Genomic DNA, 18,402 nt, shown 5'->3' on the forward strand with positions numbered 1-18,402 from the left:
CGTGAGAGAACTCCGGGTCCGCGCGCGACTGTGGACTGAGGAGCAAGTAGCCGATGACGGTGCCTGTGGAGAGCCCGGACCTCGTGTGGCCCCTAGCGGGAGGGCGCGTACGCATCGACGGTGAGACGGGCAGTCCCGTCGATTTCGTTCATGACCAGTATCCCGAGGTGAAGTACCTGCTCGACGACTCGGTCGACACCTGGCACTCCTCCGAGCACCGGTGGGGAAGTGGATTCGTGATCACTCCGGAGCGGGGGTTTCGGTGGAACGTCCCCGATCGTCTCGTCATGCGGGAGGACTCCTCGGTCGCGACGTTCGACCTGGGCGGTGGTCTCGACCTCGTGGTGGAGCGCCGGGCGGGTGCCGGACTCAGCGAGCGGTACACGTTCCGCAATCGAACAGACGATGAGCTCATGCTGGGCAGCATCGGAATCACCGTCCCGTTCCGGGACGTCTACGAGGATGCCGAGATCTCGCTCGATCGCGGCGTCCACGCGCACGTATGGCCCGGTGGGGCGAATTCGTGGGTGATCGCCGAGCCGATGTCGGGATCTCGTGCGGCGCTGTCGTTATCGACGACCGAAGGCGAACTTCGGGCGTACTCCATCGACTCCAGGAACCAGTTCACGTCATCGAACGTGCGGGGGCACATCGTGGTGCATCCGACGGATGCCGCACGGAACCCGAGTGCATTCGGTGGTCAAGAGCAGGTGGTGATCTCGCCCGGCGGTGAGTGGACCATCGCGTGGACCGTCCGATGGCACGAGTCGCGCGAGGCCGCGTTCGATGCGGTCGCTCCCTCGTGGAGTCTGGATCGTTATGCGGCGCCGATCGGAGAGCCCATCACGGTGCGCGGGTCCGATTCGGTGCGCGCTTCGGCCGGAGTCGTCGTCGCTCGCGGCGCCGAGGGCGCCACGGTCACATCCGAGGCCTCGGGTGTGCAGTACATCGAGATCGGGCGATCGCAGGCGGCTGTTCTCTTTCACCGGCCGGTCCGGGACATCGTGACACGGCGAATCGGATTCATCATCGAACGTCAGCGCGCGGTGGAACGCGGAGGGATCGACGCTCACGCCTTCGTGCCCTACGACTGTCGGGCCGGGTTGACGCGAAGCACCTGCGGGTGGCCGGACTGGTCCGATGGAGCGGAACGTCTTGCGATGCCGACGCTGATACAACAGGCCAGGCGCAGGGGATGGGTAGGCGCGGAAGTCGATGACGTGCTTCATGATTGGGCGGACTTCGCCAGAGAGCGCTTGCTCGATCCCAGCGGAGCTCCGCTCTGGGGCAGCGTCACGCACCATTCCGAGACGAGGCTGTACAACGCCCCGTGGCTGGTGCAGTTCTTCGCCGATCAGTTCCAGATCTACGCGCGCCGTGAAGATCTGGACTCGGCGGTGCGCATCCTGGAACGCAGCATCGAGCTCGGCGCCGAATCGCACCTTTCGATCGGCCATCCCGAAGCGACGCTCTTCGTGTGCGAACTCTTGGATGCGGCGGACGAGCACGAGGACGCAGAAGGATTCCGGCAGCACCTCGTCGCCAGTGCACGGCATTTCGCCGAGCTCGGCACGCGGTTGCCGAACCACGAGGTCCGATACGAACAGTCGATGGTGGCACCGCTGGTGACGCTGTACGCGGCGGCATTGCGGATCGCGCCCGATCAGGTCGCGATCCGGCGGCGGCTCCCCGAAGCCGTTCGTTGGATGATGGCGTTCGGCGGCCGGCAACCTCACGTCAGGCTCCACGAGATATCCATTCGGCATTGGGACGGATACTGGTTCGGTAAGAATCGGCAGTGGGGCGATGTGTTTCCGCATCACTGGAGCGTTCTCACGGCGATCGCCCTGATGCAGCTGGCGAGCGCCGATCGTCCGAGAAACTCCGTCGATACCGCGACAGCCATCTTCGCCGCCAACCTCGCGTCGTTCTTCGACGACGGAAGTGCGACTGCGGCGTTCGTCCTGCCGAGCACGGTGGACGGTGTTCCGGCGTACCGCGCCGACCCACTCGCCAACGATCAGGACTGGGCGCTCACGCTGCTGTTGCGTACGGGATTGGTGGATGAGAAGGGGGTAGGCCTGCGCGCACCGGCCGAGTGAGTCGAAGCCTCGCCGTCGAGGGACAGGTCATCCCTCGTGCATGTGGCCGGCTTCCATCCGCCAGCGGCGGGTGGCGCGCACGGTGTCCAGCATGCGTCGGTCGTGGGTCACCAGGATGACTGTGCCGTCGAAGGATTCGACGGCCTGCTCCAACTGCTCGATGGCGGGCAGATCGAGGTGGTTGGTCGGTTCGTCGAGCACCAACAGGTTGACCCCGCGAGCCTGCAGCAGGGCGAGAGCGGCGCGGGTGCGCTCACCCGGTGAGAGTGACGCGGCCGGTCGCAGCACGTGATGTCCGCGCAGCCCGAACTTCGCCAGCAGAGTGCGGACATCGGCGGGTGACGTTTCGGGCACCTCAGCGCAGAAGGCGTCCAATAGCGCATCGTCGCCGAGGAAACGCCCACGGGCCTGGTCGATCTCACCGATCTCGACGCCGGAGCCCAGGGTCGCCGTCCCGGCCGACGGTGCGCGGCGCCCGAGCAGCAGCGCGAGCAGCGTCGATTTACCGGCGCCGTTCGGCCCGGTCAGCAGGATCCGGTCGCCGTACTCCACCGCCGCCGTGATCGGCCCGACGGTGAGCTGCGGGTACCGGACGGTGGCGCCGGACAGGGTGGCGACCACGGTGCCGCTGCGCGGCGCGGCGGCGATCTCCATCCGCAGCTCCCACTCCTTGCGAGGCTCCTCGACCACCTCGAGCCGCTCGATGGCGCGCTCGGTCTGCCGCGCCTTCGAGGCCTGCTTCTCGGTCGATTCCAGCCGCGCCTTCCGGCCCGCCTTGTCGGGGTCGCCGTTCTTCATCTTCCGGCGCGCGTTGCGCACACCGTGTTCCATCCAATTCCGCTGCATCTGCGCGCGGTCCTGCAGATCCGAGAGCTTGCCCGCGTACTGCTCGTACTCCTCGCGGGCGTGCCGCCGCGCGACGTCGCGCTCCACCAGGTAGGCCTCGTAGCCGCCGCCGTACACCCCGATCTGCTGCTGCGCGAGATCGAGCTCGACCACCGTGGTCACGGTGCGGGCCAAGAACTCCCGGTCGTGCGAGACCAGAACCAAGGCCGTCGCGGCTGAGCTGCTGACGACGAAGCGCTCCAGCAGCTCCAGGCCCGCGAGATCGAGGTCATTGGTCGGCTCGTCGAGCAGCAGTACGTCGTATCGGGATGCCAGCACCGCCGCGAGGCCCGCGCGGGCGGCCTGCCCGCCCGAGAGCCCCGTCATCTCCGCCTCCGGATCGGGCAGGCCGACCTCGGAGAGGATCGTCGTCAGTCGCTGGTCGAGGTCTGCGCCGCCGAGCGCGAGCCACCGGTCGAGGGCGGGGGTGTACCGGTCTTCGGCGGGGTCGACCGCCAGGGCTTCCGCCGCGGCGTTCATCTCGGCCTCCGCCGCGGCGACACCGGTACGCCGGGCCACGAACTGCGCGACCGTCTCGCCCGGCCGACGTTCGGGCTCCTGTGCCAGGTATCCCACCTGGGCATCGGCGGGGGACTTCTCGACGGTGCCCGTGACCTCCGGCCCGCCGTCGGCGTGCAACCCGGCGAGCAGCGCGAGCAGGGTCGATTTGCCGGCACCGTTGGCGCCGACCAGCCCGACGACGTCGCCGGGGGCGATCACCAGATCGAGGCCGGAGAACAGGCTGCGGTCGGCGTAGGCGACCGACAGATCGCGCGCCTGGAGGACGGTCACTAGTCCTCGAGATCGACGGAGACGTTCGGTTTGGCCATCTCACGCCGGTAGCCGATGATCCCCACGACGGTGCCCACGACGAGCATCACGATCATGCCGCGCAGCGCCCAGTCCAGGACCCACTTGTAGTCCTGGAGGGCCGACGAGGCGTAGTAGCCGACCAGCAGGAGAAAGGGAGCCCAGATCAGCGAGCCGAGGACCGAGGCGATGGTGAACTTCCGCTTGTCCATGCCCACCGCGCCGGCGACGAGCGGGCACAGGGTGCGCACCCATGGGATCCAGCGGGCGATGAGCACGGAGAAGAATCCGTGCTTGTCCATCAGCTCCTTGACCCGATGCAGATTGTGCGCGTTGAGGTAGCGGCCGTCCTGTTTGGCGAGCACGTGATCGCCCATCTTCTCGCCGATGCCGTAGCCCACGTGGTTACCGGCGATGGCGGCGAGGAAGGCGGCGAGCGCGAGCCCCCACACCGAGGCCGCGGAGTGCCCGGTGGTGGCCATCGCGAGACCCGCGGTGAGCAGCAGCGAGTCGCCCGGCAGGAACAGCCCGATGATGAACGCGCATTCGGCGAAGACGAATCCGGCCACGACGAGCCAGATCATCACCGGCCCGGCGTTCTGGACGAATTCGAGCACAGCGGGACCTACGCGCTGGCGGAGGAGTTCGCGCGGCGGTCCGACAGGTACTTCTTCGCGACGCCCCACACGATGGGCAGCACGGAGACCAGGACGATACCGATGAAGATCTTGTCGATGTTGTCGCGCACCCAGTCGATCTGGCCCAGCCAGACGCCGAGCAGCAGGATGCCGTCGCCCCAGATGATGGCGCCGATGGCGTTCCAGATGACGAACTTCACGTAGTTCATGTGCGCGGCGCCCGCGGCGACCGGCGCGAAGGTGCGGACGAAGGGCACGAAGCGGGCCAGCACCAGTGTGGCCGGGCCGTACTTCTCGAAGAACTCGTGCGATTCGTCGAGGTACTTGGTCTTGAGGAAGCGCGCGTCGGGCTTGAACAGTTTCTCGCCGCCGAAACGGCCGATGAAGTAGCCCACCTGCGAGCCGAGGATCGCGGCGATGGGCACGCCGATCAGCAGCACGGGGAGCGACATCGCCGAGCCGGTGTACGTGGCCTCACCGACCGCCGCGCCGGTGCCGGCGGCGGTGAGCAGGCCGGCGACGAACAGCAGCGAATCGCCGGGGAGCACGGGGAACAGCACGCCGGACTCGATGAACACGACCAGCAGCAGGCCCACCAGGGCGATCGGGCCGAAGGCGTTGAGGACGGCGACGGGGTCGGTGATGTCCGAGATCGAGAAGGCCTGAAGGGTGGTCGAGGTGGCCAGCGTCAGGTCAGTGAAATACACCTGGCAAGGATACCGGGTCTATTTGAGTAGCTCGTCGATGTAACACCAGCGCCAGGACTCCCCGGGCTGGAAACTGCGGATCACAGGGTGGTTGGTCAGCTCGTGGTGTGCGGTGGCGTGCTTCCCCTCGGAGCTATCGCAACAGCCCACATGTCCGCAGGTCAGGCACAGTCGCAGCGCCACCGGATTCTCGCCGGCCGCGACGCATTCCAGACAGTTCTCGCTCAGCGGAACCGGATCTCCGAACGAATCGGACACACGCAGGTGGTCGCACTCGTCGGAGCTCCACGGCGGGGTCAGCAGTTCGGCGACGGCGACGCGTTCGCTGCGGTTCGCGGAGACCGTCAGCATCGCCTCCTCCACGTCGAGCATCGACAGCACCTGCTCGAGGACCTCGTGATCGCCCTGCCCACTGTCGCGCAGGCGCAGCACCTCGGCGCGCTCGGCGTCGAGCATCTGCAGCCGGACCTCCCGTACCTGGGCAGCGGGGGTGTCGTGCGCGTCGGGCCCCAGCCGCTCCCAGAACGACCGCTCGCGGCTGATCGCGCGCTCCCGGATCCCGTCGATCACCGGACCCGGCACCGAGTTCTTCGGGCTGGCCTCGATCTGGTCGAGGCGTTCGAGCCCGGCGTTGATCGCCGACCGCATCACCACGGCCTGTTGCAACGCGTCCGAGCGGGCGTTCGGGCCGCGCACGTGCAGGGCACGCGCCAGGGCGGGCAGCGTCGAGCCCTGGATCAGGAGGCTGCCGGCCACCACGGTCATCGCGGCGAACAGCAGGACCTCCCGGTCGGGGAAGTCGAGCGGCAGGATGAACGCGGCTGCGAGCGTGACGACGCCCCGCATACCGGCCCACGACAGCACCGTCAGCTCGCCGACGTTGAGTCGCTCCGCGGTCTCGTCGACGCGGACCGCGATGAGCGCGGCAGGTGCGCAGAACACCATCCGTGCCAGGATCACGGTGATCATCACGGCGGCGCAGGTGGTCAGGATGAGCGGCCAGCCGATCGGGGAGGCGTCGGCGCCCTCGAAGATGGTGCGCATCTGCAACCCGATCAACAGGAAGACGGCGTTCTCCAGCAGGAACTGGACGGTGCTCCAATTGATCCGCGCCGACATCCGGCCGACGGCGGTCTGGTCGGTGGGTGCCTTGTAACCGACGATCAGCCCGGCGACCACCACGGCCACCACGCCCGACGCATGGATGTGCTCGGCGGGCAGGTACGCGATCCACGGACTGATCAGCGTGATACCGGTGGTGAGCACCGGATCGGTGAGCCGGCGCAGCGCGAACCGGATGAGCATCGCGGCGATCACACCCACCACGACGCCGCCCACGGCGCTCAGTGCGAACGAACCGAGCACCTGCCAGAACCCGATCGTGCCCGCGACCGCTGCGATGGCCGTCCGCAGCAACACGATCGATGTGGCGTCGTTGAACAGCGACTCGCCCTCCAGCAACGTGGTCACCTTGCGGGGCAGACCGATGCGGCGCCCCACGGCGGTCGCGGCCACGGCGTCGGGTGGTCCGACGATGGCGCCGAGCGCGAGTCCGGCGGCGAACGGGATATCGAGGAGCCAGGAGGTGACCACCCCCACAGCGGCCGCGGTGAACAGCACCAGCCCCACCGACAACATGCCGATCGGCTTGATGTTCGCCTTGAAGTCGACCAGTGAGGCTCGCGATGCCGCGGCGTACAGCAAGGGCGGAAGTAGGCCCAGCAGAACCACATCCGGGTGCAACGGCACATCGGGGATCGCCGGGACGAACGATGCGGCGATGCCGATCACGGTGAGGACCAAGGGGGCGGCCAGTCCCAGTCTGTCGCAGAACGCACTGACCACCAGAACGGTCGCTACCAGGGCGACCAGCCCAACTGCGAGCTCCATGGCGATAGTCTGACACTGAAGTAACGCAGACCGCTCAGGAGGACATGAACATGCCCATCGCAACCCCCGAGGCCTACCGGGAGATGCTGGACCGCGCTCGGAAGGGCGGTTACGCCTTCCCGGCCATCAACTGCACGTCGAGCGAGACGATCAACGCGGCGATCAAGGGCTTCGCCGACGCCGGCAGCGACGGCATCATCCAGTTCTCGACCGGTGGCGCGGAGTTCGGTTCGGGCCTGGGTGTGAAGGACATGGTCACCGGCGCCGTCGCGCTCGCCGAGTTCGCGCACGTCGTGGCGGCGAAGTACGACGTCACCGTCGCGCTGCACACCGACCATTGCCCGAAGGACAAGCTCGACGGCCTGGTCCGTCCCCTGCTGGAGATCTCGCAGGAGCGCGTGAACAACGGCCAGAACCCGCTGTTCCAGTCCCACATGTGGGACGGCTCCGCGGTGCCGCTGGAGGAGAACCTGGAGATCGCGCAGGAGCTGCTGGCCAAGTGCAAGGCGGCCAACATCATCCTGGAGATCGAGATCGGCGTGGTCGGCGGTGAGGAGGACGGCGTCGAGAACGAGATCAATGACAAGCTGTTCACCAGCAACGAGGACTTCGCGAAGACGGTCGACGCGCTCGGCACCGACGGCTACCTGCTGGCCGCCACCTTCGGCAACGTCCACGGCGTCTACAAGCCGGGCAACGTCAAGCTGCGCCCGTCCGTGCTGCGCGACGGCCAGGCCGTGGCCGCGCAGAAGCAGGGCCTGCCGGAGGGCAGCAAGCCCTTCTCGTTCGTCTTCCACGGCGGCTCGGGCTCGCTCAAGAGCGAGATCGAGGAGTCGCTGAGCTACGGCGTGGTGAAGATGAACGTGGACACCGACACCCAGTACGCCTTCACCCGCCCGGTGGCCGGTCACATGTTCAGCAACTACGACGGTGTGCTGAAGATCGACGGCGAGGTGGGCAACAAGAAGACCTACGATCCGCGGTCGTACCTGAAGAAGGCCGAGACCTCGATGGCCGAGCGCGTCGTCGAGGCCTGTAACGACCTGCACTCGGCGGGGAAGTCGATCAGCGCGAAGTAGTCGACCGCTAGGCCAGGGCCAATCCCAGGACCACGGCCAGCACCAGGATCACCATGACCGCGGCCGCCGCCCACTCCGGGCCGGTGAGCCGCGGTCGTGCGTTGCGGGGCGTCGCCGCGGGAGCCGGGGTGGCCGGTTCGGGAGCGGGAGCGGGAGCGGGCGCGGGTGCCGGTGCGGGATGCCGCGGTGCCGGTGCCTGCGGTTGCGCCGGTCGCATCATGGTCTCCGCGTTGGGCGCGATCGGCCGGTGTGGTCCGGGCTGTCCCGGCCTGGCCGGGCTGCGTGGAGTGCGCGGCGGTGGAACGATCCGCGACGAGCCGCGCTTGATCTGCTCGGTGTGCGACGGCGCCTGCGGCTGGAGCGGTGTGGGCGGCAGCTCGGAGTAGGCGAGCTTCGGCGCGGAGGGCGCCGCGGGTGGTTTGCGGGCGGGTGCGCCTCGGGTCTGCGGTGCGGTACCCGGCTCGGGCTGGGGCGCCGGATTCGGGGCGTCGCCCGGGCGCCCGGTGCGGCGGGTGGGGTGCTCCGACGGTGAATTCACTGGTCGCCCATCTTCGTGCACACCTTCCAGGCGCCCGCCTCGTCCTTGGCCAGCGTGAGCGTGTTCTTGACCTTGGCGTCGGGCTGACCCGTGTAGTGCACCTCGACCTGGACCTCGGCGCGGTCGCCGTTGACGTCGATCGCCTGCAGGCCGTCGAGCTCGGGGAGCAGGCCGTCGGCCTTGGCGTTGTCGTGGACGCGCTGGTACTCGTCGGTGCTGATCCGGTCGTAGTACTGCTTGGCAGCGCCGCAGGTCTGCGCGCGCAGTGCGTTCAGATCGCCGCTGTTGATGGCGCCGACGAAGTCGGTCGTGCTGGTGGCGGCCTGCACCCTCGGGTCCGTCTGGTCCGCCCCGCCGGCCCCGCCGCTCACCAGCAGCACGATGCCGACGATCGCGGCGATCACCACGACGACCCCGGCCGCGATCCACTTCCACCGGTTTCCGCCGGACTGTTCGGGTAGCGGGCGTTGGGTGGTGGGGGCGTAGTACTCGGGTACCGACCGCTCGGTCGGGTTATCGGCGGGCAGCGCCGGTGCCTGGTGGGTGGGCGCCGCCGCGGCAGCGGCCGCCGCGGCGCCGGTGAGCGGGATGGTCTCGGTCGCGGGTGTGGCGTCGGGCAGTTCGTTCTGTTCGGTGTCGATCGCCGCCTGATCCGGGTTCGACGGTGCCGCGACCGGGATCGCCTCGGTGGCCGCGTCGGCGTCGGTGTCGGCGTCGTCCTGCGACACGGTGTCGGCGACCGCGATCACCTCGGTGGCGGGCTCGTCGTCGGAGTCCTCGCCCTCGTCGGCGGCACCTACCTCGTCGGCCTCGTCAGCATCATCGGATGCGGGTGTGTCGGCCGCGGGCGGTGCGGTCGCGGTCGGTCCTACGGTGCGCAGCGGCGACGGTGCAGCTGGTTCCGGCGTGGTCTCGTCGTCCGGTGCGGCGTCGTCGTCACCGGATTCTTCCGTCGTGGCGGCTTCGTCGTCGACGGCCGTGTCCTCGTCCGGCTCGGTATCGGCCTCGTCGGCGGGTGCCTCGTCGTCCGGGGCGTCGCCGGCGTCAGCATCGGCCTCGCCGGAGTCGGCATCGGTGCCCTCCTCCACGGGAGGCGTGGTGGCGACGGGGCCGACGGTGCGCAGCGGTGACGGTGACGCATCTGCGGCCGTCTCCTCGTCGGAGGCGGCCTCGTCGGGAGTGTCGGTGGCATCGTCGGTGGCATCGTCCGAGGGTGACTCCACCGCGTCGCGCTGCACCACGGCGAAGGCACGGGTCTCGGCCTCGCTCGGCGCCGCCGGACCGGACTCGGTGCGATCCTCGTCGGCGTCGGCGGGGGTCTCGGCATCGTCCGCCGGAGCCTCGTCGGCGTCGGCTCCGCCCCGCTGCGCCACCGGGATCACCCGGGTCTCCGCATCGGAGGCACCCACGGTCTTCGAGGTGGCGGTGTCGTCCTTCGGAGTGGCCGCGAACGCGGTGGTCTCCGCCTCGCTGGGTGCGGCTGGCGGCGCCGCCTGCTCGACCAGCTCGGCCAGCGAATCCGAGTGCGACGGCGTCACCGCGTCGCCCGGGGCGCTGCCCAGGGAGCCCGCGGTGGACGCGGCTCGCACATCGGGGCGGTTCGCCTCCCGAGACTGTCGATAATTGCGGTACGCGGTGTACGCATTCTTGGCGCCCTCGGAAACCCGCGGTGCCACCTGATCCCGCACTCGCGAGAACGCCCGCCGGTATGAATCCCGAGCCATTGATCCGCCATCCCCTCGTCACCATCGAACCTCATCCGCGGGCGGCACGCCGCATGCGGAACACCTGACAGACTAGCCGCCCGCCGGCGTGCAAGACTGGGCCCATGACGTCGTTCGGTGATCTCCTCGGCCCGCCCCCGGTGCTCCTCGACCTCGACGAGGAGCCCGAATTGCAGCTGACCAAGGGCCGCCCGGCGGCCGAGGTGGCGGCCGATTTCCCGACCTCGTCTCTGGCCTGGGCCACGCTGGCCGAGGCCGCCCTCGCCGACGACCAGCCCGTCGCGGCCTACGCCTACGCCCGCACGGGCTACCACCGCGGACTCGACCAACTCCGTCGCCAGGGCTGGCGCGGCTTCGGTCCCGTGCCCTACAGCCACGAGAACAACCGCGGATTCCTGCGTGCGGTCGCAGCGCTCGCCCGCGCGGCCACGACGATCGGTGAAGAGGACGAGTACCTCCGCTGCCTCGACCTGCTGAACGACAGTGACCCCGAAGCCGCCGGCCAGCTCGGCCTCGGCGACTAGTCGCCTTCGGCGCCGGCACAACGCGCTGCCGGAGGTCATCCAGAGCCGCACTCGGCGGTTGTGGAGTTCCAAGCTGCCGATCCTGCAGTGCGCGCTCGCGGCGGGCCTAGCGTGGTACATCGCGAAGGACGTGGTCGGCCACGTCTCACCGTTCTTCGCGCCGATCGCCGCGGTCATCTCCCTCGGCCTCTCGCTCAATCAGCGATTGCGTCGTTCCCTGGAGCTGGTCGGCGGTGTCACCGTGGGCATCGGCGTCGGCGATCTGCTGGTCAGCCAGATCGGCACCGGCCCGTGGCAGCTCGCTCTGGTGGTGGCGATCGCGATGTCGGTCGCGGTGCTCGCCGACCGCGGGCCGTTGGTACCGATGCAGGCGGCCTCGTCCGCGGTGCTCATCGCCACCCTGCTGCCTCCGGGGTCGGCGGCCAGCTGGAACCGCATGCTCGATGCCCTCATCGGCGGTCTCGTCGGCGTGATCATCGCCGCGCTGATCCCGAACAATCCGGCGCGGCGGCCCCGCAAAGACGCCGCGAAGGTGCTCGACACCATGCGCCGGGTCGTCGCGTCCATCGCAGCCGGTCTCACCGACGGTGACCGGGCTTCGCTCGACTGGGCCCTGGAGACGGCGCGCTCCACCCAGCCCGATCTCGACCAGCTCACCGCAGATCTGGCGGGCGGCATCGAGATCGCCAAGGTCTCGCCGGTGTTCTGGAGCTCGCGCGGCCGGATGGATCGGCTGCAGGCGATCGCCGATCCGCTCGACAACGCCGTGCGGAACGTGCGCGTCATGGCCCGCCGCGCGATCGCCTCGAACCAGGAGGCCGAGAAGATCGACCCTGCGCTGGTCACTGAGATCGGCCGGCTCGCGGAATCGTTCAAGACGCTGCGCGATGTGGTGCTCGCCGACCCCGGGGCCAAACCCGACCAGGCCGACGCCGCGCGGGTCCTGCGCTCTGCGGCGCGGCGCGCCAACGAACTGGACATCGGCGATGGTGCGCCGCTCAACGAGGTGGTGATCTACGCCCAGCTGCGCTCGACGATCGTCGACCTGCTGCAGGTGGCCGGGCTCAAACGCACCTCGGCGATCGCTGTGCTGCGGGCCCGGCCCACGCCGGAACAACCCCGTTGACGGTTCAGCTGATCAGCAGCCAGTCGTCGGTATGCCGGTAGAAGGTCGAGCGGGTCACCACCGAGGGGTCGGTGCGACCGTCGCGGGTGACGACCAGTTCCAGTCCGCCGGTCTGCGCCGCGCGACCGCTGAGCCACTTGCGGCGCATGCCCTTGGCCAGCCGGGCGCGTACCCCCGCACCGGAGCCGGTGGGCTCGACGATGATCGCCTTGGCCTGACCGGTGAACAGCTTCTCCGAGTCGACGAAGGTCTCGCCGGTGAGCGGGCCACCGTCGGGTCCCGTGATCCGGGCCTGGCCCACCAGCACGAAACCGCGGTCATCGCGGATCAACGGCACTGAGCGCGGTACGCCGGTGAGCGGGTCGCCCGGCGGGTAGATCGCCGAGGCGCGGGAGTTCTCGGTGGGGGCGAAGGCGACCTCCACGTCGAGTCGTTCGGCCGCCAACAGGCGGGCGATCACCGCCGCCAGCAGTTCGTCCGGGCCGGCGACGATCAGCCGCCGGGGGTACGGCATCTTCCGCTTGAGTTCGGCCTTGACCGAATCCAGGTCGACGGTGACGGTCTCGAGGTCGCGCAGTCCGGCGGGGATACGGACGTCTGGCGCACGCAGCACGACGGTGCTCTGGGTCACGGAGCTCACCGCACCTACTGTAAGGTCGCAGTACGGCTCACAAGAATTCGAGGTGAATCCAGTGCTGGATTGTGAGCCGGAAGGAGATCGTTCATGCCCGCGATCGTGCTGATCGGTGCCCAGTGGGGCGACGAGGGTAAGGGAAAGGCCACCGACCTCCTGGGGGAGAAACTCCAGTGGGTGGTGCGGTATCAGGGCGGCAACAACGCCGGCCATACCGTGGTCCTGCCCAACGGCGACAAGTTCGCCCTCCATCTGATTCCATCGGGCATTCTCACCCCGGGCGTGAAGAACGTCATCGGCAACGGCGTCGTGGTCGATCCGTCGGTCCTGTTGCAGGAGCTCGACGGTCTTGAGGCTCGCGGCGTGGACACCTCGAATCTGCTGCTCTCGGCCGACGCACACCTTCTGATGCCGTACCACGTGGCCATCGACAAGGTCACCGAGCGCTTCCTCGGTAACAAGAAGATCGGCACCACGGGCCGCGGGATCGGACCCTGCTACCAGGACAAGATCGCCCGCGTCGGCGTGCGCGCCCAGGACGTGCTGGACGAGTCGATCCTCACCCAGAAGGTCGAGGCGGCCCTGGAGTTCAAGAACCAGGTGCTCACCAAGATCTACAACCGCCGCGCCCTCGACCCGCGCCAGGTGGTCGATGAGACGCTGGAGCTGGCGGAGAGCTTCAAGCACCGCATCGCCGACACCCGCCTCGAGCTGAACAAGGCGCTCGAGCGCGGCGAGACCGTGCTGCTGGAGGGCTCGCAGGGCACTCTGCTCGATGTGGACCACGGCACCTATCCGTTCGTCACCTCGTCGAACCCCACCTCCGGCGGTGCGTCGGTGGGCTCGGGTATCGGGCCCACGCGCATCACCACGGTGCTGGGCATCCTCAAGGCGTACACCACCCGCGTCGGCTCGGGCCCGTTCCCGACGGAGCTGTTCGACGAGTGGGGCGAGTACCTCGCCAAGCACGGCGGCGAGGTGGGCGTCACCACGGGCCGCGCCCGCCGCTGCGGCTGGTTCGACGCCGTGATCGCCCGCTATGCCACCCGCGTCAACGGCATCACCGATTACTTCCTCACCAAGCTCGACGTGCTCAGCTCCATCGAGAACGTGCCGATCTGCGTGGCCTACGAGATCGACGGTGTCCGCTACGACGAAATGCCCACGACACAGTCGCAGGTGCACCACGCCACGCCGATCTTCGAGACGATGCCCGGCTGGTGGGAGGACATCTCGGAATGCCGCACCTTCGAGGAGCTGCCGAAGAACGCGCAGAACTACGTGCTGCGGCTCGAGGAACTCTCCGGTGCGCACATCTCGTGCATCGGTGTGGGGCCCGGCCGTGACGAGACGATCGTTCGCCGCCCCATCGTCTGACGCCGTCCCACCCTTCGACTGAGACGGTCCTCACAGGGCCGTCGGGTAGCGGCGTTCCCCCTCCGGGCTTAGGGTTACCAACGTCGGCCGAACAACAACCCTGGTTGTTGATATTGCACAGCGAAATGGTGTGCCGGCCTTCCGAATTCCGGCCTCGCGACGTCGTCACGGGGCCGACCTCCCGTGCCGGTCCTCGATAACCCTGGGGCGCTCATGAAGCTGAAGTCGATTCGTAGTGGTGCGCTGACGTCGGTACTCGCCGTCGCCACCGTCGTGGGCGTCGTCGGTGCCCAACTCGCAGTACCGCCGACCGCGGAGCGGTCGTCGCCGGGTGTCGAGTACGTGCTCACGGCCGGCGATCCGTCGGACGGTTCGGCCTCGTCCGGATCTGATTCGTCCGGATCCGGCTCTGCCGCAGGGGAGTCGAACGACGCGCCCACCGCTGCGGGTTCAGCGAGCGGCACCGAGACCGGATCGCCCACGGCGACGGATACCGCGGCGGAGAAGTCCGGCACCGCCGGGACCGCGACCGGTGCGCAGACCACCGGGACCGCGTCGGCCGGGACTGCGAACGGCGCTGCCGCGACCGGAACCCAGACCACCGGGACCGCGACCGGGTCCGCCCCGGAGCAGCCCACTGCGACGACCACGCCGACCGGCACCACCGAGGCCGCGCCGACGACCGCTGTAGCGCCCGCCACGACGCAGGCGGGAACCGCCGCGCCCAGCGCGGCGGTCGTACCGTCCGCCACCGCGCCGTCGGCCACGGCGTCGTCCGAACCCTCACCGTCGGGCGCCAGCACGTCGGCGACCGCGACCCCGAAGACCGCGACAGGACAGTCGGATGCGCAGCAGCCGACGGTCGCACCGTCCGCCTCGCCGCGCACCGATACCGCCTCGCCGGGCGGCGACACGACCGTGCCCGCCGCACCGTCGAGCCCGTTCGTGCAGCTCGCCCGGGACATCGGCGGCGCCCTCGGCGGCCTCATCGGCACCGGCACCGGTGGCCTCGTCGGCGTGGTCGGCGGCGCTGATTTCGCCACGCCCGCGCGAACCCTGGGCTCGTCGATCGGCTCCGCGATCGCCGCGGTCGCCGCTGGTGCCGCCGAGGGGGCCGCGAGCGAGCTGCTGGGCTGGAACCACGGACTGGATCTGATCGGTGGTGGCCTCGGGATCGCCGGTGCCACGGTCAAGGGAGCCGCGACCGAGCTCGGGCGTAGCCTTCCCGGCCTCGGCGGTGCCGTCCTCACCTCGGCGGAGCAAGTCGTGGTCCCGCTGTCCAAGACAGTCGCCGGTGCCACGGGCACGGCGGTCGGAGGGGCGATCGGCACGTCCCTCGCGGCCGTGGCTTCCGCGGCGGCCACCGCCACCGGTGTCGGAGTGGTCCTCGTCCCCTTCCTCGCTGCGGGTCTGCCGTACGCCGGCGCTCGGATCGGCGGCTCGATCGGCGGCGTCGTCGGCGATGTGGTCGGAGACGCGCTCACCGGCGGTTTCCGGGGTGCCGCGGCAGGCGGAGGCATCGGCGGGATCATCGGCGGAGCTTACGATTCCGCGACCACGGGCACTCCGCTGCTCGCCGCGCTGCGAGCCAGTGCCGAGGCCGGGCTCCAGGGCGCCGCGAGCGCCGGTCCGGCGGGCGCCGTGGTCGGTGCCGCGACCGGATTCCCCAGTCTCGGCGCGGCGATCGGTGAGCTGATCGGCAAGGTGGGAGCCTCCCCGTTCGACGTGCCGGGCCTGCCCCGGATCGTCGGACCGACCGCCGAACTCCTCGGGCGCACGATCGGCGGTGGCATCGGCGGCGCGGCGAACCTCGCGATCGGCACCATCGGCGGACTCATCGGAGTCACGCTCGGCAAGGACAAGTAGTGCGGCGCACGCTCTTCGCACTGCTCACCACGGCTGCGGTGCTCGTCGCCGCCGGATGTTCGGGGTCGAGCGACGAGGCCCCGGCTACGACCACCACGGCCGCTACCGATATGACGCTCGATGAATACCTCAAGTCGCACGGCGTCGCCGTCGTCGCGCAGACGGCGGCAGACCTCAAAGGCGTCCGCATCGCTGTGCAGCAGCCACCGAACTGGTTCGTCGACAGCGCGTTCCAGCTGCCCAACACGTTCGCGGTGATCGCCGATACCCGTGCCACCAGCGAAGGATTCACGCCGAACGCAACGGTCCTCGTGCACCGGCTCACGGGTGATATCGACCCCGCCGAAGCCGTCCGCCGGGGACCGGTCGATACCACCCGCTATCCCGGATTCCGCCAGGACTCCGTGCAGATCGGTACCCGCGACGGCGATCCGTCGTCGACGATCCGGGGCAGTTACGACGACGGCAAAGGTCGCCGACTCGCGGTCTCCTCGACCTACGTGATCCACTCCGGTGCGCAGCAGCGCCTCGCTGTTCAGCTCCTGGTGACCACGACGGAGAAGCAGGCGCAGACGCTGCGTGGCGACGTCCAGACCCTCGTGGAGGGCCTGAAGATCACCGACGTGTAATCGATTTCCATACACCCGCGATACACCGCGGCTCGTAGCATGGCCGCATGCGTGTGCTGGTCGTCGAAGACGAGTTGTTCCTGGCGGAGGCGGTGCGTGATGGCCTACGGCTGGAAGCCATCGCGGCCGACATCGCCGGCGACGGCGATACCGCGCTCGAAATGCTCAGTGTGAACAGCTACGACATCGCGGTGCTCGACCGCGATATCCCGGGGCCGTCGGGCGACGAGATCGCCGCCAACATCGTCGCCTCGGGCACGGGCATGCCGATCCTCATGTTGACCGCCGCCGACCGCCTCGACGACAAGGAGTCCGGGTTCGAGCTGGGTGCCGACGACTACCTCACCAAACCGTTCGAGCTGAGGGAACTGGTGCTGCGATTGCGCGCCCTGGACCGCCGACGCGCCCACAGTCGGCCTCCGGTGCGGGAGATCGCCGGACTGCGCCTGGATCCGTTCCGGCGCGAGGTGTTCCGCAACGGCAAGTACGTGGCCCTGACCCGCAAGCAGTTCGCGGTGCTGGAGGTGCTGGTGGCCGCGGAGGGCGGCGTGGTCAGCGCCGAGGAACTGCTCGAACGGGCCTGGGACGAGAACGCCGATCCGTTCACCAATGCCGTCCGGATCACCGTGTCGGCGCTCCGCAAGCGCCTCGGGGAGCCGGGAATCGTGGCGACGGTGCCGGGGGTCGGCTATCGGATCGACGCAGGGGCCTGTGATGACTAGGCCGCCGGGACTGAGTGCCCGGCTCAAACTCACCCTCAGCTACGCCGGATTCCTGATGGTGGCGGGTGGCCTGCTGCTCGCCGTCGTGTGGGTGTTCCTCCTGCGGTACGTGCCCGAAGTCATCGCCGTACCCGATCTCGGCCCGCGGGAACCCGGCTCCGGTGCGGGACCGCAGCTCATGGGTATCCCCAACCGCGCAGACCTGCAGGCCGCCTTCGCGCCCAAGGCGACGTTGGTGCTGGGTCTGCTCCTGATCTTCGGACTGGTCGGCGGCTGGTTGCTGGCCGGCCGGATGTTGGCTCCGCTCAACCGGATCACCCATGCCACCCGACTCGCTGCGGAGGGCTCGCTCGCTCATCGCATTCATCTAGAGGGCCGGGCCGACGAGTTCCGCGAGCTCGCCGACGCCTTCGACGCCATGCTCGCCCGGCTGGAGGCGCACGTGGCCGAACAACAACGCTTCGCCGCCAACGCATCTCACGAACTACGAACCCCGTTGGCGATCACCCAGACCTTGCTCGACGTGGCGCGCAGCGATCCCGAGCGCGACGACGACGAGCTGGTCAGCCGACTGCAATTCGTGAACGCGAGGGCCATCGATCTCACCGAGGCTCTGCTCCTGCTCAGCCGCGCCGATCGTCGCTCGTTCACCCGTGAATCCGTCGATTTGTCGCTGATCGCGGAGGAGGCCGTCGAGACCCTGCTCCCGCTCGCCGAAGGGCGGGGTGTCGTGCTCGAGGCCGTCGGTGGACTCACCCCCACCACCGGCTCCCCGGCCCTCATCCAGCAGGTTGCCACGAACCTGGTGCACAACGCGATCGTGCACAATCTGCCGGGCGGCGGTACCGTGCGCGTGCGTACCGAGACCGTCGCCGACGGTGCGCAGCTCACCGTCGAGAACACGGGCGCTCCGCTGAGCCCGCAGGTGGTGGCCACGCTCACCGAGCCCTTCCAGCGCGGCACCGGACGGATCAGCGGCGGCCACGCCGGGGTCGGTCTCGGTCTGGCGATCGTGGACCGGATCGTCCGCGCGCACGACGGTGCGCTCACCCTCACGCCCCGGCCCGACGGGGGCCTGCGCGTCACGGTGCGGTTGCCCGCCGCGACCGGATCACCGTGAGCACCCGCCGCCGTCAGCACGTCGTCGACCA

General features: G+C 69.2%; 16 protein-coding genes. 9 read left to right on the forward strand and 7 right to left on the reverse strand.

Features of this window, described 5'->3' with window-relative positions; all coding sequences use genetic code 11:
• Positions 1 to 53 precede the first annotated feature (53 nt).
• Positions 54 to 2,102 (forward strand): tetratricopeptide repeat protein, encoded by a 2,049-nt coding sequence (locus tag TPAU_RS02490; RefSeq protein WP_013125189.1) that lies wholly within the window; start codon positions 54 to 56, stop codon positions 2,100 to 2,102.
• A gap of 27 nt (positions 2,103 to 2,129) precedes the next feature.
• Here TPAU_RS02490 and TPAU_RS02495 read toward each other — a convergent pair whose 3' ends face one another.
• Genes TPAU_RS02495 through TPAU_RS02510 form a run of 4 tightly spaced genes read right to left on the reverse strand, consistent with a single transcriptional unit; the run spans position 2,130 to position 7,032 of the window.
• On the reverse strand, positions 2,130 to 3,779 hold the full coding sequence (locus TPAU_RS02495; protein ID WP_013125190.1) for an ABC-F family ATP-binding cassette domain-containing protein: 1,650 nt from the start codon (positions 3,777 to 3,779) through the stop codon (positions 2,130 to 2,132).
• Complete coding sequence (locus TPAU_RS02500) at positions 3,779 to 4,414, reverse strand: DedA family protein (RefSeq protein WP_013125191.1); 636 nt, start codon at positions 4,412 to 4,414, stop codon at positions 3,779 to 3,781. The genes TPAU_RS02495 and TPAU_RS02500 overlap by 1 nt, the downstream gene beginning before the upstream one ends.
• A gap of 8 nt (positions 4,415 to 4,422) precedes the next feature.
• Positions 4,423 to 5,142 carry a DedA family protein gene (locus tag TPAU_RS02505; RefSeq protein WP_013125192.1) on the reverse strand — a complete coding sequence of 240 codons (720 nt, stop codon included), beginning with the start codon at positions 5,140 to 5,142 and terminating at the stop codon, positions 4,423 to 4,425.
• Positions 5,143 to 5,160: 18 nt separating this feature from the next.
• The gene (locus TPAU_RS02510; protein ID WP_013125193.1) at positions 5,161 to 7,032 is read right to left on the reverse strand and encodes a Na+/H+ antiporter; all 1,872 of its coding nucleotides are present in this window, start codon (positions 7,030 to 7,032) and stop codon (positions 5,161 to 5,163) included.
• A gap of 50 nt (positions 7,033 to 7,082) precedes the next feature.
• Here TPAU_RS02510 and fbaA point away from each other — a divergent pair, with 50 nt between their 5' ends.
• Entirely contained in the window at positions 7,083 to 8,111 is a 1,029-nt protein-coding gene (gene fbaA / locus TPAU_RS02515) for a class II fructose-bisphosphate aldolase (protein ID WP_013125194.1), read from the forward strand.
• A gap of 7 nt (positions 8,112 to 8,118) precedes the next feature.
• On the opposite strand, the gene TPAU_RS23070 is transcribed toward fbaA, so the two are convergent.
• On the reverse strand, positions 8,119 to 8,649 hold the full coding sequence (locus TPAU_RS23070; protein WP_041944262.1) for a hypothetical protein: 531 nt from the start codon (positions 8,647 to 8,649) through the stop codon (positions 8,119 to 8,121).
• Positions 8,646 to 10,373: an Rv0361 family membrane protein gene (locus TPAU_RS02525; RefSeq protein ID WP_013125196.1), complete on the reverse strand. Its 1,728-nt coding sequence runs from the start codon at positions 10,371 to 10,373 to the stop codon at positions 8,646 to 8,648. The genes TPAU_RS23070 and TPAU_RS02525 overlap by 4 nt, the downstream gene beginning before the upstream one ends.
• A gap of 104 nt (positions 10,374 to 10,477) precedes the next feature.
• Between TPAU_RS02525 and TPAU_RS02530 the strand changes: the two genes are divergently transcribed.
• Both TPAU_RS02530 and TPAU_RS02535 read left to right on the forward strand, forming a co-directional pair.
• Positions 10,478 to 10,897 carry a DUF3151 domain-containing protein gene (locus TPAU_RS02530; protein WP_013125197.1) on the forward strand — a complete coding sequence of 140 codons (420 nt, stop codon included), beginning with the start codon at positions 10,478 to 10,480 and terminating at the stop codon, positions 10,895 to 10,897.
• Positions 10,857 to 12,023 carry an FUSC family protein gene (locus TPAU_RS02535; RefSeq protein WP_013125198.1) on the forward strand — a complete coding sequence of 389 codons (1,167 nt, stop codon included), beginning with the start codon at positions 10,857 to 10,859 and terminating at the stop codon, positions 12,021 to 12,023. Before TPAU_RS02530 ends, TPAU_RS02535 begins: the two co-directional genes overlap by 41 nt.
• A 4-nt stretch (positions 12,024 to 12,027) precedes the next feature.
• Here TPAU_RS02535 and TPAU_RS02540 read toward each other — a convergent pair whose 3' ends face one another.
• Complete coding sequence (locus tag TPAU_RS02540) at positions 12,028 to 12,663, reverse strand: hypothetical protein (protein ID WP_013125199.1); 636 nt, start codon at positions 12,661 to 12,663, stop codon at positions 12,028 to 12,030.
• A gap of 84 nt (positions 12,664 to 12,747) precedes the next feature.
• Here TPAU_RS02540 and TPAU_RS02545 point away from each other — a divergent pair, with 84 nt between their 5' ends.
• From TPAU_RS02545 to TPAU_RS02565, 5 genes are all read left to right on the forward strand, one after another.
• Positions 12,748 to 14,034, forward strand: a complete 1,287-nt coding sequence (locus TPAU_RS02545; protein ID WP_013125200.1) for an adenylosuccinate synthase — start codon at positions 12,748 to 12,750, stop codon at positions 14,032 to 14,034.
• Positions 14,035 to 14,247: 213 nt separating this feature from the next.
• A complete protein-coding gene (locus TPAU_RS02550) occupies positions 14,248 to 15,900 on the forward strand; it encodes a RodZ family helix-turn-helix domain-containing protein (RefSeq protein ID WP_013125201.1) in 1,653 nt (550 codons plus the stop codon).
• Positions 15,900 to 16,529: an LpqN/LpqT family lipoprotein gene (locus TPAU_RS02555; protein ID WP_013125202.1), complete on the forward strand. Its 630-nt coding sequence runs from the start codon at positions 15,900 to 15,902 to the stop codon at positions 16,527 to 16,529. Before TPAU_RS02550 ends, TPAU_RS02555 begins: the two co-directional genes overlap by 1 nt.
• A gap of 47 nt (positions 16,530 to 16,576) precedes the next feature.
• Positions 16,577 to 17,251, forward strand: coding sequence for a response regulator transcription factor (locus TPAU_RS02560; RefSeq protein ID WP_013125203.1), 675 nt, complete (start codon positions 16,577 to 16,579; stop codon positions 17,249 to 17,251).
• Complete coding sequence (locus TPAU_RS02565; protein WP_013125204.1) at positions 17,244 to 18,371, forward strand: sensor histidine kinase; 1,128 nt, start codon at positions 17,244 to 17,246, stop codon at positions 18,369 to 18,371. The genes TPAU_RS02560 and TPAU_RS02565 overlap by 8 nt, the downstream gene beginning before the upstream one ends.
• The last annotated feature ends 31 nt before the right edge of the window (positions 18,372 to 18,402 follow it).

The sequence above is a fragment of the Tsukamurella paurometabola DSM 20162 genome (assembly GCF_000092225.1).
Taxonomy (GTDB): domain Bacteria; phylum Actinomycetota; class Actinomycetes; order Mycobacteriales; family Mycobacteriaceae; genus Tsukamurella; species Tsukamurella paurometabola.